Below are 15423 nucleotides of genomic sequence, written 5' to 3' on the forward strand. Positions count from 1 at the left end.
CAAAGGAAGAAACTTTGTCATGCCCCTTGAGTGATGCGCCTCGTTGAAATCAAGAATGTCGGAACCCGGCCAGGGGAGAAAGATTGGACTCTTTTTGATGAAGAGTTCCAAAATCTTTCCCCCCTGCGGCCGGGCGGTCGTTGGGTGGGTCAACCACGACTGGAGGTAACAATGAAAGGTGAACAGATAGAACTTTTCCCGATCTCAGACGATTGCAGGTACCTGGTTAAAACAATTTCACATTACGAAGATTACTTGACGAAGAACACGGAGGATTGGGTAACAGGAATCCCTTATAACCACTTAAGATCGTTCATACCGTGGCCATGGGAAAGATTCAACAACGCAATGGAGGAAGCCGCGGACCGCAATTTAATTTGTGAATGCTTTGATGAGGTTGAAGCATATCCTCGAGATCTCGACAAGATCCCGTCTTAAACCAAAAAAAAATCCCGGAGGCTTACCGCCTCCGGGAATTCTTTTTGAAACCCCACCCCTAAAAGTCCAAAACCTGGCCCACTTTAACCGCCATTTGCGGCGCAAATTCAATATCGAATTGCGCCCCATCGTTGTCCTCGAGAACTACAAACACCCTTCCCCCGGTGGTAAGTTTGCCCATAACCTTATGTTTTCCTTTCAACAACATCTCACGGCCTTTGACATCAAAAAAGATTCGGCCGGGTTCCGGATCCACTGGAAGATCATGTCCTGGTTGACTCCGATCAACGTCGAATAATTCAATAATTTCCTCGTCAGTTATTTCTTCGTCAACATCCAGAATTGGAACGTCTTTTTGCCTACCGTACCCGCGACCACTGGAAGGAACTTCTGAAACTTCAATGTTAACTTCGCCCTGGGCAACTTCTGGACCACCACCATTGAATTTAGATACCAGTCCAGATAAAAGAAAACCCGTTAATAATAAACACCCAAAGGTAAATACACCCCATCGAGCTACTGAATTATTCTGAGGAATAGGTTGTTTTGGAATCCCTACTGATTTAAGAACTCCAGGCTCAACGGAATGATAAAATTTAAAAACGTCTTTATCATATGAATGTTTTGTTTCTTCTGGTTTGATTTCCGGATCCTGATAACTGTCAGCGGTTCCAACATATTTGGTCATTTTATAGCGTCCTTTTCCTATGAATCCCAAATGGGATTGGGCTCGAAAACGGTATTCATTTGATACCAAATTCCTGAATTTTTTATTTATGTTTTCTAAATTTTGAGTTCCAAACACAACGTCTATGCCGTGATGCCGTGAATAGGTTAAAAATTCCAGAAGAGTTTTGTCCCACATCGCATCCGCGGAATAAAAATAAGTGTGTAGTTCATCAATCACAACAAGAGCTCCTATCAATTCCTCCTGGTGGTGGTGGATTTTTTTAATAAATTCACCATCAATAATCGTAACGAGAGGTGTAGTCGAACAAATCTCAATATCAGTGAAAGTTTCAATGTTGTTTAACCTCAAAGGAATGTTTGTGTAAATTCTTCTTTTTTCTTTAATGGCCGGGATGATCACATCCCTGACTTTATGATAAGTTTTGCCGGCTCCCATCAATCCAGTGAATGCGTATATGGGCATTATTTATCCTATGAAAGGAATGAAATTCAAAATAAGTCGTATAATAAGAGCTCCAATCACTATCCCAAGCCCTGTATCAATATGAATGTACCCTGCCAAATTGAGAAGTTCTTGTGAAAGACCGGCCCACCAGTTTGGTGCGTCTCCTATGTCGGGAAACGACGAAGAAACTAACCCAATTGCCCAGTCAAAAACTCCAAGCATTTGTTCAAGAATAAAAAAAGCAAAATCATTTAAAACCTCGACAAGATCATTGAATACGGCATAAATAATATTTTTGAATAGTTCGAAAGCGTACTGAATCCAACCAACAATATCGAAGGTATTTTCTGGCATTACTCACCCCCACGAGTGATTATTATTCTAATTCCCATGTACGTTGAACAAATCAGAACGATATACCCCATCATGTCAAAAACTGAAGAATAATTGTTAAAGTCCCAAGAGACAGTACCAAAACTGTTTGTTTCAAATGAAAAGGAGGGAAGGGAATTTCCCATATTGGTGGGAACAAATGAATTTATGGCTTGAATAAATGGCTCTTGTTGCCAGGTTGAATAATGAGTTTGCATTATCATGGAAAACGTAGTGTCAGCTGGATAGGAAGGAACATAAAATCCATCCTGACTTAAAATGGTTGACCCGGTACTTCCTCCAGGTGCTTCTTCAGCATCACCACCCGGCAATTGAACACCTTCACCACCTTCCCCACCCTCATCACCAGTAACAACGCCGCAATCTCCGATATTGGATAGCTGATTCACGGACTGGGAAATTACTCCACGTTGAACCCCTCCTACCTCCTGGCCATGAACTGATATATTCCAAATAGGTTCGTTCGAGTCAGCAAAAACCATATTGACAGAGGAACCACCGATTGAAAGTTGACCATTCACACATGGGTTTGGTTGCCAAGGTCCATCAGCTATAAGCTGATCAATCACCTCAATCAATCCATCAATAACAGCATCATTATGTGATCCACCTGTAAAAACCGGGCCAATGAAATTGTCCCTCATATCATCAGTAATTTGATAAGGGGTGTCATCGTAATTATTGGGTGGAAAATAAACATGAATATCACCAACAGCACCGCCATTCCCGCCGCCACTCCCGCCGCCAGGGGTCTTATTGAACGCCCCGCCAAGTTCATCCATCATCATTGCAAACGGGTCTGTACTGGTTACATCCGTCGCGTGGGTTTCAAATTCACGATCCCGCATATCAAAGACTAGAAGCCCATCATCCCTCTTATCCTGTAAAAAATTTTTAACAGTAGTCGGATCATCCGAACCCATTTCGATATACGTCTCATATTGTTGACTCTCGGAATCCTGACCGACACACTTAATATAAGAGGGGTTGTAGTTCACCTGATTACACCCGCTCATGGTCAGTGGAAGGTTTTCACCAGGTGGAGGGGTGAAGGGAACACCCCCCTCATTATTTCCTTCTCCATTGGTTATAAAGTCTTCCAGTTCTTCACCCGGGTCAGGTGGAGCTTCATTGAAAGTCCCGTCATCAAATAGCTTATTGCCATGTTCATCCTGAATATAGGCACCGCCCTGAGTGTGTCCGCCTGTCAATTTTCCCATGTAAGCCGGTGCCGCAGGACAACCGGAACACAAAATCCTCCTCACTGTTGTAGTGGGTACATGAAAATAACTTGCTGGACTCCCATATGGGCCGCTATTCAAGTTGTCACATGATCTACCAGGATCGGAATTAACAACAGCATTCCCAAATGCCGCCCAGGACCCATAAGTGTGTTCATTCCATCCGCTAGTCGAGGTTGAACAAATGAGAGCAAAAGAAAACTGAGGAACCATCAAAAAAAGAAGGAACATTATTAATCTAGCGATTGCCATGGCCTACCCCCATAACAAATAGAAAGAAGAAAAGAACAGAAACGAATTCCTCTCCCCTAAGAAAATTTGAAAATTCATTGATGGCTTGCGTTAATAATTCGGTTTCGGACATAATTTTCTCTTAAAAGGGAAGAGGGGAGCCATGGCCCGGATCAACCAGGACCAAGGCCCCCTCTTTTTTACGCCTTAAGCATTTGGCGAATTTTAGACAGACCAAACATCAGCGCAGAAACGGTTAGAACTGCAATACCGCCAGCCGTCACGTCTTCAGTCGCCTGGGTGGTGTCCACAGAAAACACAGGAACGGCCCAAGCTGGCAGGGATACTGAAATCATGACAAATGCCAACGTCAAAACACTTAAAAATTTTTTCATCGGTGTTTACCTCCTTTCTTGATAGATTTCCCAAATGGGATTAAGTGAATACTACCTTCCCAAGGTATTCCGGACCTTGAGGAAGGCAAAGAGAACTAGTTGAACAGTTATTAATGCAATTCCCAGTTCAGTATGATCCTCCAGGGCTTGAGGCAAATCGAAAGTAAAAGTAGGCATTATTTCCCCAACATTTTAAGAATGGTCCCGACCGTAAAGCCGAGAAAATAAATTGAAAATAAAGCAAAGGAAAAATCAGTCATAACCTCACCTGGAAAACCAATCCAAATAACTAAATATGCCAATAAGCAGAGGCACAATTGCCAACGGATTGCTATTTTTCAAAATTCGAATTAAAAATTCGAATTGTTAAAAAACAGCTGAAAAAACAAAAAACAAAAAACAAAAAACAAAAAGACAAAAAAAACTTAAGGGAAAAGTCCAAATTCAAAAATAAAAAAATTAAAACAAATTTTAAAAATTAAGAATCCCTTTCAAAATTAGACCCTTCAATTCTTTAAACCCAAGCTATGCAGCTTTTTGTTCACCTGGCTTTTTTGTTTCTTTAACTTCGAGAATTTCTTCTTTTCCCCTACAAGACAAATAGCAGAAATATTTCTGCCTTTCTTTTTTAATGCCGGTGACCGGAAAAATAAATTTCTTCCCAACCATTTCATTGAGTAAACCCCATTCAATAGGCGCCCGTAAATCCACCAGTTGAAGCCTACTCTCCCCACTCGGTTGTTTTTCTTCAGCCATTACCTGGATAAGATTAGAAGCTTCCCAAGAATCACCAGTTGTTGGGTTTTTACCAGCAGGATTCTGAGAAACAGCAAGAACTTGTCCTTGAAAATTAAACATAGTTAATTCCTTTCGTTGTTTTTGGTTTAATTATTAACTTCTGAAACAAATTGATGCTCGATAAGAAATTCTAGAAACTTTAAATTGTCTACGTTGGGATTTTCATATGTGTGTTTGGCGAAAGTCTCTGGCGTACCAATCCTTTCGATTAAACCTGCTTTTTCCCCTTCTGAATCATAAACAAAAGTCTTTTTAAACTTCCTAAACCGACCACCAAAAGAAAATTTATTAACACCTAAAGTTTGTTCCCATAAATCTATTAAATCCTGTCCTTCGAGATGAACGTTTTTCGTGATGTATTTAGTTAATTCCTTTTTGCATTTTTCATGATCCCCTTTCGATAAAGGCTCCCGAATCCAAGTGATCTGACCAAACCCAAAAAATTTAAGAATAAGTGAAAAAGTTTTGACGTAATAAAAGCCCTGGGAAAGAAAAAAATAATGGAGATTCCAATCACGTGGCGAAAAAGTAGTAAAGTCGATTTCTTTTTCCATCCGATTAATAAACCGCTTATTTAAAGTCAAATCCATAACCGGATGGGAAACCAAAACATGAAAATGAGGGTTAACGGTTGAAAACTTTTTTTCAAACTCAAGCTTTTTGTAGAACCCATTAATGTGTTTGAAATATTTTGAACCGGAAAACTTCTTCCAGGACAAAGCCATAGAATTAAGTGTTTTTTTCATTTCTTTAATTTCTACCCTCGGAACGGTTACAGAAAAGGACCGATAGCAATTTCCGTCCTGAAAGTCGATCTGTTCTAATCTTTCGGAAACCCCAAGGAACTGAATGGAATTACAAAACCCACAAAAGAAGGAACCACACCTTCGGGCATGGATTTTTGGCTTTCCGTCGTAGAGATTGACCTCCAAAGAGGCCCCACACTCAATTATTCTTTTTCCCAATTTTTCCAATCTAGGTATCCCCGATAGAATGAATTCAGCCCCAATATCAGAATTGCGGCGGAGTCTTTTACCTGCCCGAAACTTCACTGAACTCGGAAAATGTTTGTCTATGTATCAAGTAAAGGCGAACCCCGACCAGGCGCGCTACGCGCGCCAAGATCGGGGCGCGCCCCTTGGCCCCTCTTTTCCCCATGGAATTGGCTTTCGGGTAGCTCTGGTCCGAGGGAAAAGAAGAAAAAAAGCCGCTTAACGGCGAGGGAGAAATCCGTAAGCGGCTATTGCACGAGGCAACACTTTGGCAACTGCTATTTTGCTTTTTGAGAATTGAATTTTGATTTACTGCGGTAGGTAACTCTAAACAAAACAAGAAGAAGGAGAAATGACCCCAGGGGGAATTGAACCCCCGTTCCCGGCGTGAGAGGCCGGTGTCCTAACCGCTAGACGATGGGGCCTTGAGTCGTAGGTTCAGAAATAATATCACATTAAAAGAAAATCGTTTCAGTCTCATTTTGAGAATTGCCGAAAAACCCGGTGATGAGAAGGTGACAGTAACCAAGGTCGTTCACGACACCTTACGGGTTGAAGTGAGGCGGTCTTTTTTTGTTCAATTAACGGACAGGGGTTGAGTGATGGAGGTTGAGCGCACTGAATTTTTTAAAAAATCAGAACGCTTGCCTAAAAACCGTCTTTCTCCATAATAGGCGGGCCGCCTTTTTTTCTGTTCTTGCGTTTTTCTTCCCGCTCCCGGTTTTCCGCTTCAAGGTCCCGTTTATTTACGGATGAGATTCGCCACACGCAGACTATATAGCCGGGGATGGCTGTTACTGCCCATGTAATGGCTAAATAATTTGCACCCGAAAGGGTTCCACCAGTATCCGTTCCTTCGTCAATCCCCATCATGGCGCGGATACCAATCCCGATTAAAAAACCGAAGACGATACCGAGCAATGAAGACACGGCGACTTTATGAATCACTTCATTGGCATAGAGACCGGGCAGGATTTTAAATTCGGACACGTAGGCAAATAAAAGCCCAAGTGTCATGATGAGAAACAGGACCACCCAAAGCATGTCCGTTGCGGTACAGATGGCAAACCCAAGTAAATATAGTGGGCACCACAGGGCAATCAAAAATGGGTTTCTAATGGCAGGTTTGTTGCTTTCACTATCAGAGGTTTCAGTATCGCTCATCCGGAAAAATTCCTGAGAAAGTTGTTCTTTGATGGAGAAGAATTATCAAAATTTGCTCTGGCTCAATGGCCTGAATATAGTCGAGCAATAGGTCTAAAGAGCAGGGAGCCGCGAGCTTTTGACTTACGTAATGAAAAAAGGTTTTCTATTTCCCATAACTTTAATATTTCATAATTATTACTCAATTATATAAAAACTCAACCCTTAATTTAATGCCAGGAATTTGTAGAAAAAACCGATAACAATTTGAATATCATTCTTCCAAAGGTTTATTTTCCCCTCATTTTGGGAGACTAATACTTAGAGGAATATTAACCAGCTATTTTGTTTTAGAAATTAATGAAGTCAAGGCAGGTTAAAATGTTCACCTATATTTTTATAATTGAATAAAATTTCAAAGGTTTTTCCAGGGCAAGTGCGAGGTTTTCCAATTGAGGGCATGGTCCTTATGGAGGAATTTGGTTTTCCAGCCTGGCTATGGTTGAGTTGTCTAATAAATTCGAATAATTAGACTGTTTTAGTCAAAATATCAGCCTGGTCGAAAGGTGCATTCCAAATTTGTATCGTTATTCAATAATTGCTTGTTTTCAATAGCTAAATGGTTAATCTCATTAATATCGGGTATGCAAATAACCTGGATGATTACTTGATTATTATATCTGGCCCAAAATAAACATATGACCTTTGTCAAATCACGCTATTCCGTATCCTGTGGGATTATTGCTATTGTTTTAGCCGTTGCCGTTTTGCTCGGTTGGTATCTAAAAATTCCTCTCCTTATTCAAGTCCTTCCTACTTTTGTTCCAATGCAATACAACACGGCTCTTGGGTTTTTATTCTGCGGAGCCGGGTTATTGATGTTGAACCTGAACCGAAGGGTTCCTGCATCCATATTTGGATTTCTGGCTTTTACTGTGGGAGATCTTACCCTTTTGGAATATGTTTTTGAATGGAACCTGGGCATTGATGAGCTGTTTATGGAGCATTACATTACTGTCAAAACGGCGTATCCCGGCAGAATGGCTCCCAATACAGCGCTATGTTTTTCCCTGATAGGGATCAGCTTGTTTCTGGGAGGCATGCTTAGAAAACGACCTATTTCCATTATGTCTTTTGTCGTTCTTGGTGGATTTGTAGTTGTGCTAAGTTCAGTCGCTACCCTGGGCTATCTTATGAAAGTCGAAACGGCTTATGGCTGGGGTCAGCTCACCCGAATGGCCTTGCACACATCGGTTGGATTCCTGATAGCTGGTTCAGGGACTGTTTTCCTGGGCTGGAACAACTTTGCCGAGCGATTTAATTCGTTGAGATGGGTTCCCCTTTTATGGAGCACCAGTTTGTTATTTATTTCTATGATTTTGTTTTATGCGAATTCAATTCATGAGAAAAAATTAATTAGAAATGAAATGAACTCAAAAATAGATGCCTTGAAGATTAATTTTGTTGAAAAGCTGGATTCAAGAATTAGAAGCCTTGCTCGCATGGCCAATCGTTGGAAAAGGAATGAAAGTTTTTCGCATAAAGGATGGGAGTTCGATGCTCTTGCATATTTAAATGACTATTCGGAGTATCGAGCCATTTCATGGGTTGATACAGACTATAAAGTGAGGCGGATCGTTCCATTGGGAGGAAATGAGGGAATTGTCGGGCTGGATAATAAAAAATATAAAAATCGTTTAGATACTTTTAAAAAATCGCAATTTCTAAATCTACCTTTAATAACTCCGGTTATGGCGCTTAAACAAAAAGAAAAAGGGTTTTTAATGGTATTCCCCCTGGTCGGAAATGAAAGGTTTGGTGGTTTTATTGTTGCAGCGATTTCATTGAAAGCATTTCTGGATCAGATATTTGATCCGACGTTCCAAAAGAATTTCTCGTTCAAAATTAATGAAATGGACGACCTGATCCATATTAGTGGAGAGGAAGGTTTTTATTACGAACCCTTCTGGCGTACAAGCAGATCGCTTGAAATGGCTGGTCTTTCCTGGGATGTCGAGTTTTGGCCGAAAAAACATTTTATAGATAAAACATCATCTCCAGTGTCAATTTATCTATTGTTGTTTGGAGCCTTGACCTCCTTTGCAGTAGGGGCCATATGGTTTTTGATTCTTAAGGAGCGTCTTCGTGTAAATGAACTGAAAAACCTCACGAAGGATCTCGAGGTGACCACAGCAAAAAACAATCTGATTTTAGAGTCCGTAGGTGATGGGATATTTGGTTTGGATAAGGAAGGTAAAACTACTTTCATGAATTCAGTCGCAGGCAAAATGTTGGGATTCAAAGCTGAGGATTTGATTGGAGTTCCACAGCACAAAATGATTCATTACAAAAAGCCAGATGGCAGCCCATACCCGGTGACGGAATGCAATATTTATAAGGTTTTGAAAGAAGGAAACACTCAATTGATTTCGGATGAATATTTCTGGAAAAAGGATGGCTCTGGTTTTCCCGTAGAGTATATAACCACCCCCATTATGCGCAATGGAAACATTTTAGGTGCCGTTGTTACCTTCAGGGACATTACCGAGAGAAAACGTAAGGAAGAAGAACTTAATCAGTTTGCTTACATCGTTTCGCATGATTTAAAGGCGCCACTTCGTGGAATACACAGTTTGTCTGAAATAATTTTAGAAGACATTAAAGATAATGATACCGAAAGCGTCGAAAGCAACTTCCAATTATTAAAAGACCGTATCAAGAGAATGGAAGTGATGATAACCGGATTGCTGGCCTATTCCCGTGCCGGACGGAACCAAAACAAAATTGAAACGGTGGATGTGAAAAACCTGATCGAAGAAATTGTGGATTTACTTGAATTTCCTGAAGGGTTTCAGGTTTTTTGCCGAGGGGACTTCCCTGTGCTGGCAACGGATAAAATTCGAATGAGCCAGGTTTTTCAAAACCTGATTGATAACGCTAAAAAGCACAATACAGGCCAGAAAGATGGAAAAATTGACATTACCTGTGTTGAAAAAGAAGAATATTTCGAGTTTTCTGTTAGTGACAACGGGCCAGGGATAAAAGAAGAATATTTTAATAAAATATTTATGATGTTTCAAACCCTGGAGCCTTGGGATAAAACAAGGAATACCGGGCTGGGTTTGGCTCTTATAAAAAAGATTGTGGAGCATTATGGCGGAAATATCAGTGTCAACTCTATAATGGGAGAGGGAAGCCAGTTTTCTTTCACATGGCCCAAGGTGACTCCTTATTATGACTGATTTGAAGAGTTTGCACTTTAGAAACAGACAGGTTAATTTAATAGAATAAGAGAATTCACTGAAGGTATGTAAGGGTGAAAGTATGGAAGGCAAGCCAATTAACGTTCTACTGGTTGAGGATGATGGGATTGATGTCCTCAATTTAAAGAGGGCTTTAAAAAAAAATAATATAACAAACCCTCTCTTTGTGGCTGGAAACGGGTTGGAGGCACTGGATATGTTAAGAGGGGAAAACGGGGCAAAAAAAATAGATTTGCCGCGCATTATTCTCCTTGATTTAAATATGCCAAAAATGGATGGTTTTGAATTTCTTGAGCAGGTTCGTAAAGACCCGGAACTGCACACCAGTATAATTTATGTAATGACGACTTCAAGTGACCAAAAAGATATTCTTAAAGCGCATGAATTTAATATTGCGGGCTATATTGTTAAGCCATTAGAGTTCGAGGTCTTTAGGGGAATTATTAAAACCTTGCATGAGAGCTGGGGCATCAATGAATACCCTTGAAAATGATTTAGGTTCGGGTGCTTTCATTTCACACATTCAGAATAATTACAAAAAAAACTCCCCTTTGAAGGAAATGATCCTGAAAGGGGAGGGTATTGAAGCTGGCTCGGGAACAGGGATTCGAACCCCAACATTCAGGTCCAGAACCTGACGTCCTACCGTTAGACGATTCCCGAGCGCTTTATTTTATTTTGACGATGACTGCAAGACACACTAAACTCTACTAAATTTTAGGGTTTACAGACCGGCATTGTCAAGGTCAAAGTCCGAAAACGACCCTTCCTATTTCCCTAATTTATGCGCATAATCTCTGGAAAAGCAAAAGGGACCCGCCTTGCCTCATTAGGAAAGGCTGAGCTTCGACCAACCCTTGACCGGGTACGTGAGTCGGTATTCAACATTTTGAGTCCGCGTATCCAGGGTTCGTTCTGGCTGGATCTTTTTGCTGGTACAGGAGCTGTTTCCCTGGAAGCTGTCAGTCGCGGTGCGACCCTTGCCATGTTGGTGGAGCCTGGCAAGGCGGCCCTTGAAATTATTTCTAAAAACCTGGCCCGCTGCAAATTTAAAGACCAATCGGTACAAGTATTCAGGCTGGAAGCCCTGCAGGCTCTTAAAAAGTTGGAGGCGGGAAAGGTCCAATTCGATTTTGTTTACATCGACCCACCCTTTAATGAAAAGCATTATGACCCGATTTTAAGTACGGTCGGTGAAGGTAGTCTGTTGAAAACCGATAGTTGGATCCTGGTAGAGCATTTCCATAAGGAAGAGCTTGCAGACTGTTATGGTAAACTTAACCGGTTTGATCAGAGGCGTATGGGTGATACAACCGTTTCATTTTATGCGTTCGAATAAATCTATTAATAAGTCCTGAAAAATTAAAATGTCCTCAGTAGAAACCAGCAAAATTGTAGTCGCAATGAGCGGCGGTGTCGACAGTTCAGTCGCCGCTGCAATGCTTAAAAACGAAGGGCATGAGGTCATCGGTATTTCGCTACAGCTTTGGAATTACAGTTTCGATACCGACCAGCGGTTTGGAACCTGTTGCTCACTCGATGATCTGGCGGATGCCCGCCGGGTTGCCGACCGTATCAACATTCCCTTTTATATCCTCAATATGGAGCAGCAGTTCAAGGAAAAGGTGGTGGATTACTTTGTCGGCGAATACCTGGATGGACGGACCCCAATCCCTTGTACGGCCTGCAACAAAAAACTGAAATTCGATGAACTGATGAATCGGGCTGAGGAGTATGGTTACGATTATATTGCAACCGGCCATTACGCCACTATCGTTCAGGATGATTCCGGCCGCTATACGGTCAAGCGCGGACAGGACCGATGGAAAGACCAGAGCTATTTTTTGTTCGACCTTTCGCAGGAACAACTGGCGCGCATCCGGTTTCCATTGGGTGATATGGAAAAGGGTGAAGTTCGCCAGTTGGCGGAAACCTTAAAGTTAAATGTGGCGGGAAAAAAAGAATCGCATGAAATCTGTTTTATTCCAGACAACAACTATGCCGGATTCATTGAAGGGTATGTTGAGGAGACGGTTTTCCAGACGGGCGAAATTGTAAACGGGAATGGAAAGGTGTTAGGAGAACACCGAGGTTACCCCGCCTACACAATAGGACAACGCAAGGGACTCAACCTGGGGGGTCTGAGTGAACCTCATTATGTAACCGGGATAGATCCGGGCGCAAACAAGGTGGTGGTTGGACCCAAAAGCGAATTGTTTCGTGATGAGTTCACTGTCGATAACGTCACCTGGAGTCTGGATTTCTGCGAGCCGTTTGAAGCGGAGGTACAAATCCGTTATCGGCACCAGGCGGTTCCCGGCTGGGTAACGCCACTGCCGCGGGGACGCGCCAGCGTTGCCCTGGAATACCCGCAACCCGCCATCACGCCGGGGCAGTCCGCAGTGTTTTACCGCGATGACTGCATTGCTGGTGGGGGCTGGATTGAATGACCGAAGCCCTGCAAGTTGCAATTGAAGCCGCTCAGGTAGCAGGCCAAATCCAGAAAGATCATGCCAACCGGATTTCCCGAATTGAATACAAGGGTGACATCAATCCCGTAACAGAGGTTGATCTTCTGTGCGAAAAGGAAATCATCTCCCGTATACGGGGCAATTTTCCAGACCACGAAATTCTTGCAGAAGAATCCGGTCAGTCTGATGAACGGAATACCTGGCGCTGGGTGATCGACCCACTGGATGGAACGGTCAATTATGCTCATGGTTACCCTTGTTACTGCGTATCCATTGCGCTGGAGCAGGCGGGACAGGTTGAGCTGGGTGTGATTTACAACCCCAATCTGGATGAGTTGTTTGTGGCACAGCGCGGGAAAGGGGCCACACTGAATGGCGACACGATCAAGGTCTCTTCAACGGATAACCTTCTTCGCAGTATGCTGGTGACCGGCTTTGCCTATAATGTCGCCGAAACCGATCACAACAATCTGGATCATTTTGGTAATTTTGCAATGGAATGCCAGGCGGTGCGAAGACCCGGGTCGGCTGCTATGGACCTGGCCTATGTCGCTTGTGGACGCTTCGATGGATTCTGGGAGTTAAACCTTCATCCCTGGGATTACGGATCCGGTTGGCTTTTGGTGACTGAAGCGGGAGGGCAGGTGACCCGGTTTGATGACGAGCCGTTTAAAATGGGTGACCGGGAGATTCTCGCTTCAAATAAATTGATCCATCAACTCATGGTTGATGTCCTTATGCGCGGGCACAGTCGGGGGTAAGAATATATTTCCCCAACTGTGTAGGGTGAGTCACTCTTTTTGCACTGATTTAAATTTTTGTTCCGCTTGATTGGGAAGGTTTGATCAGATAGGTGTAGCCGGACAGGGAGTCACGATAAAATTTTAAGAACCAGTCAGATTCTTTTTGTGTGATCGATCCCTTTTGAACAGCATGGATGAGGAAGCCGGCCATGCGGCCTGCCAGTTCATCTGAACGAAATGAAACGTAATTTAAAACGTCTGCGACATCCTCGCCCTCGATGATTTGTTCGTAATTCCATGTTCCATCCTTATTCAATGAGACATGAAATGCATGGGTATCTCCAAACAGGTTGTGCAGGTCACCCAGAATTTCCTGATAAGCTCCGGTTAGAAAAATACCGATTCTATAGGGTTCACCTGGGTTGATAGGATGAACGGGCATCGTGCGTGCAGTTTTATGGTCTCCAATGAACTCGTCGATGATTCCATCCGAATCGCAAGTGAGGTCCATCAACTGAGCGTCTCGTGTCGGTTTTTCGTTTAACCGTTGCAGGGGAATAATGGGGAAAACCTGGTCGATTGCCCAGGAATCCGGAACTGACTGAAATACGGAAAAGTTGCAGAAATATTTATCGGCCAGGTTTTGATGCAAATCCTTAAGTTCTTCCGGCAAGAATTTTAGACGATCGGCCAGTTCCTGGACTTTTCGGCTGATGCCCCAGAAAATGCGGTCGCAAAGAGCCTTGTCTGACAGACAAATAAGGCCCATCAAGAACTGGTTCTGTGCCTGTTCCTTAAGGTCGAGAGCATCGTGCCAGGATTCTGTCAATGTCTTGTTTGAGGTCTGTTCGAGGACATAATGCAGTTCTTGAACTACTGATGGGGAATCGTCTTTAACTTCAATATCTCCATCCCATTCGGGGAAGGAGGATACGTCCAGCACGTTGAACACCAGAATCGCGTGATGAGCAGTGATTGCGCGGCCTGATTCTGAAATCAGGTTGGGGTGTGGCAGGTTTTCTTCCTTACAAATTTCCCAGAGGTGGTAAACCACGTCGTTGGCATATTCCTGGACCGAATAATTGGTGCTTGAGGCAAATGTCGACTTTGTTCCATCGTAGTCCACACCAAGTCCTCCACCAACATCTATATATTGGATTGAGCAGCCCATTTTGTGCAGTTCCGAATAAAACCGCCCGATTTCGCTCAAGCTCCTTTTGATTTGCCGAATGTTGGTGATCTGGCTGCCAAGATGAAAATGAATGAGTTGGATGCAGTCGAGTAGGCCCTCTCTTTTGGCGATTTCTATAGCCTGGACAAGTTCCAATGGACCCAGCCCGAATTTCGAATGTTCACCTCCGGAAGCGGCCCAGCGGCCTGAACCCGGAGAGACCAGCTTGATTCGCAGGCCAATATTGGGTCGCACATTCAACTCTTGAGCCACTTGAGCAATGATGTTCAGTTCATCGAGACGTTCTACAACGATAAATACTTTTTTCCCCAGTTTTTGCCCCATGAGGGCCATTCTTATAAAAGTCTGGTCCTTATATCCATTACATATCAACAGGGCTTCCGGGTTATCCATGATGGCCAGGATGGTCTGGAGCTCTGGTTTGGATCCGGCTTCCAGGCCAAAATTATGCTCACGTCCAAAACGGACAATTTCTTCGACCACCTGCCTCTGTTGGTTGACTTTGATCGGGTAAACACCGTGATAGCTTCCGGTATAGTTATGCTCGGCAATAGCTTTTTCAAAAGCCTGAGACAACTGGGCAATGCTGGATTTTAAAATGTCTGAAAACCGAATCAAGGCTGGCAGTTCGTAGCCTTTGGACTGGATATCGTCTGCCAGCGATTTCAGGTCGATGGTATCGGCCCGGGTTTTGTCGGGCTTCACATATACGTGACCTTGGTTGTTGATACCAAAATACCCTGCACTCCATCCATTGATGTTATAGAGTTCTCGCGAGTTTTCTATAGTCCATTTGTCCATGGGTAAATGAATAGCTGGAAAACGTTTTTAATATGGAGATAATATTCCGGGTCAAGTTTAGTGGATAAATAGAATTAAATAAAGAACTGCTTGAAATGTCAAACTAAAACCGAGACAATTCAACGGCCCGATCTGGTTTTTCCCGTCGGGAGGCCCTGGAAAAATAGAACGCATTTACATTGGAGAA

Annotated in this window: 14 protein-coding genes and 2 tRNA genes; 6 read left to right on the forward strand and 10 right to left on the reverse strand. The window is 42.9% G+C overall.

Annotated features, from left to right (window positions below; genetic code table 11):
* Positions 1-33: 33 nt before the first annotated feature.
* Complete coding sequence (locus tag G3M70_13525) at positions 34-438, forward strand: hypothetical protein (GenBank protein ID QPJ62841.1); 405 nt, start codon at positions 34-36, stop codon at positions 436-438.
* 58 nt (positions 439-496) lie between these two features.
* Here G3M70_13525 and G3M70_13530 read toward each other — a convergent pair whose 3' ends face one another.
* The 8 genes from G3M70_13530 to G3M70_13565 all read right to left on the reverse strand — a co-directional run bounded on the left by G3M70_13530 (position 497) and on the right by G3M70_13565 (position 6787).
* Complete coding sequence (locus G3M70_13530) at positions 497-1591, reverse strand: hypothetical protein (protein QPJ62842.1); 1095 nt, start codon at positions 1589-1591, stop codon at positions 497-499.
* A 3-nt stretch (positions 1592-1594) separates the two neighbouring features.
* Positions 1595-1927 carry a DUF2523 domain-containing protein gene (locus G3M70_13535; GenBank protein QPJ62843.1) on the reverse strand — a complete coding sequence of 111 codons (333 nt, stop codon included), beginning with the start codon at positions 1925-1927 and terminating at the stop codon, positions 1595-1597.
* Positions 1927-3186, reverse strand: a complete 1260-nt coding sequence (locus tag G3M70_13540; GenBank protein QPJ62844.1) for a hypothetical protein — start codon at positions 3184-3186, stop codon at positions 1927-1929. The genes G3M70_13535 and G3M70_13540 overlap by 1 nt, the downstream gene beginning before the upstream one ends.
* 452 nt (positions 3187-3638) lie before the next feature.
* Positions 3639-3833, reverse strand: a complete 195-nt coding sequence (locus G3M70_13545; protein ID QPJ62845.1) for a hypothetical protein — start codon at positions 3831-3833, stop codon at positions 3639-3641.
* Between the two features lie 525 nt (positions 3834-4358).
* A complete protein-coding gene (locus tag G3M70_13550) occupies positions 4359-4691 on the reverse strand; it encodes a hypothetical protein (protein ID QPJ62846.1) in 333 nt (110 codons plus the stop codon).
* Positions 4692-4717: 26 nt separating this feature from the next.
* Complete coding sequence (locus tag G3M70_13555) at positions 4718-5683, reverse strand: protein rep (protein ID QPJ62847.1); 966 nt, start codon at positions 5681-5683, stop codon at positions 4718-4720.
* A 293-nt stretch (positions 5684-5976) separates the two neighbouring features.
* A tRNA-Glu gene (locus tag G3M70_13560) sits at positions 5977-6048 on the reverse strand.
* A gap of 223 nt (positions 6049-6271) precedes the next feature.
* On the reverse strand, positions 6272-6787 hold the full coding sequence (locus G3M70_13565) for a hypothetical protein (GenBank protein ID QPJ62848.1): 516 nt from the start codon (positions 6785-6787) through the stop codon (positions 6272-6274).
* 677 nt (positions 6788-7464) lie between these two features.
* Between G3M70_13565 and G3M70_13570 the strand changes: the two genes are divergently transcribed.
* Together G3M70_13570 and G3M70_13575 are read left to right on the forward strand one after the other, a co-directional pair.
* Positions 7465-10008 (forward strand): PAS domain S-box protein, encoded by a 2544-nt coding sequence (locus G3M70_13570; GenBank protein ID QPJ62849.1) that lies wholly within the window; start codon positions 7465-7467, stop codon positions 10006-10008.
* A gap of 82 nt (positions 10009-10090) precedes the next feature.
* Positions 10091-10516, forward strand: a complete 426-nt coding sequence (locus G3M70_13575; protein QPJ62850.1) for a response regulator — start codon at positions 10091-10093, stop codon at positions 10514-10516.
* 102 nt (positions 10517-10618) lie between these two features.
* On the opposite strand, the gene G3M70_13580 is transcribed toward G3M70_13575, so the two are convergent.
* Positions 10619-10692: transfer RNA gene (locus G3M70_13580), tRNA-Gln, on the reverse strand.
* 121 nt (positions 10693-10813) lie between these two features.
* Here G3M70_13580 and rsmD point away from each other — a divergent pair.
* Genes rsmD through G3M70_13595 form a run of 3 tightly spaced genes read left to right on the forward strand, consistent with a single transcriptional unit; the run spans position 10814 to position 13261 of the window.
* Entirely contained in the window at positions 10814-11368 is a 555-nt protein-coding gene (gene rsmD / locus G3M70_13585) for a 16S rRNA (guanine(966)-N(2))-methyltransferase RsmD (GenBank protein QPJ62851.1), read from the forward strand.
* Between the two features lie 28 nt (positions 11369-11396).
* Positions 11397-12479: a tRNA 2-thiouridine(34) synthase MnmA gene (mnmA, locus tag G3M70_13590; GenBank protein ID QPJ62852.1), complete on the forward strand. Its 1083-nt coding sequence runs from the start codon at positions 11397-11399 to the stop codon at positions 12477-12479.
* Positions 12476-13261 (forward strand): inositol monophosphatase, encoded by a 786-nt coding sequence (locus tag G3M70_13595; GenBank protein ID QPJ62853.1) that lies wholly within the window; start codon positions 12476-12478, stop codon positions 13259-13261. The genes mnmA and G3M70_13595 overlap by 4 nt, the downstream gene beginning before the upstream one ends.
* A 49-nt stretch (positions 13262-13310) precedes the next feature.
* Here the strand turns inward: G3M70_13595 and speA are convergent, their stop codons facing one another.
* Entirely contained in the window at positions 13311-15236 is a 1926-nt protein-coding gene (gene speA / locus G3M70_13600; GenBank protein QPJ62854.1) for a biosynthetic arginine decarboxylase, read from the reverse strand.
* Positions 15237-15423 lie beyond the last annotated feature (187 nt).

Source organism: Candidatus Nitronauta litoralis, assembly GCA_015698285.1.
In the GTDB taxonomy this organism is placed as follows: domain Bacteria; phylum Nitrospinota; class Nitrospinia; order Nitrospinales; family Nitrospinaceae; genus Nitronauta; species Nitronauta litoralis.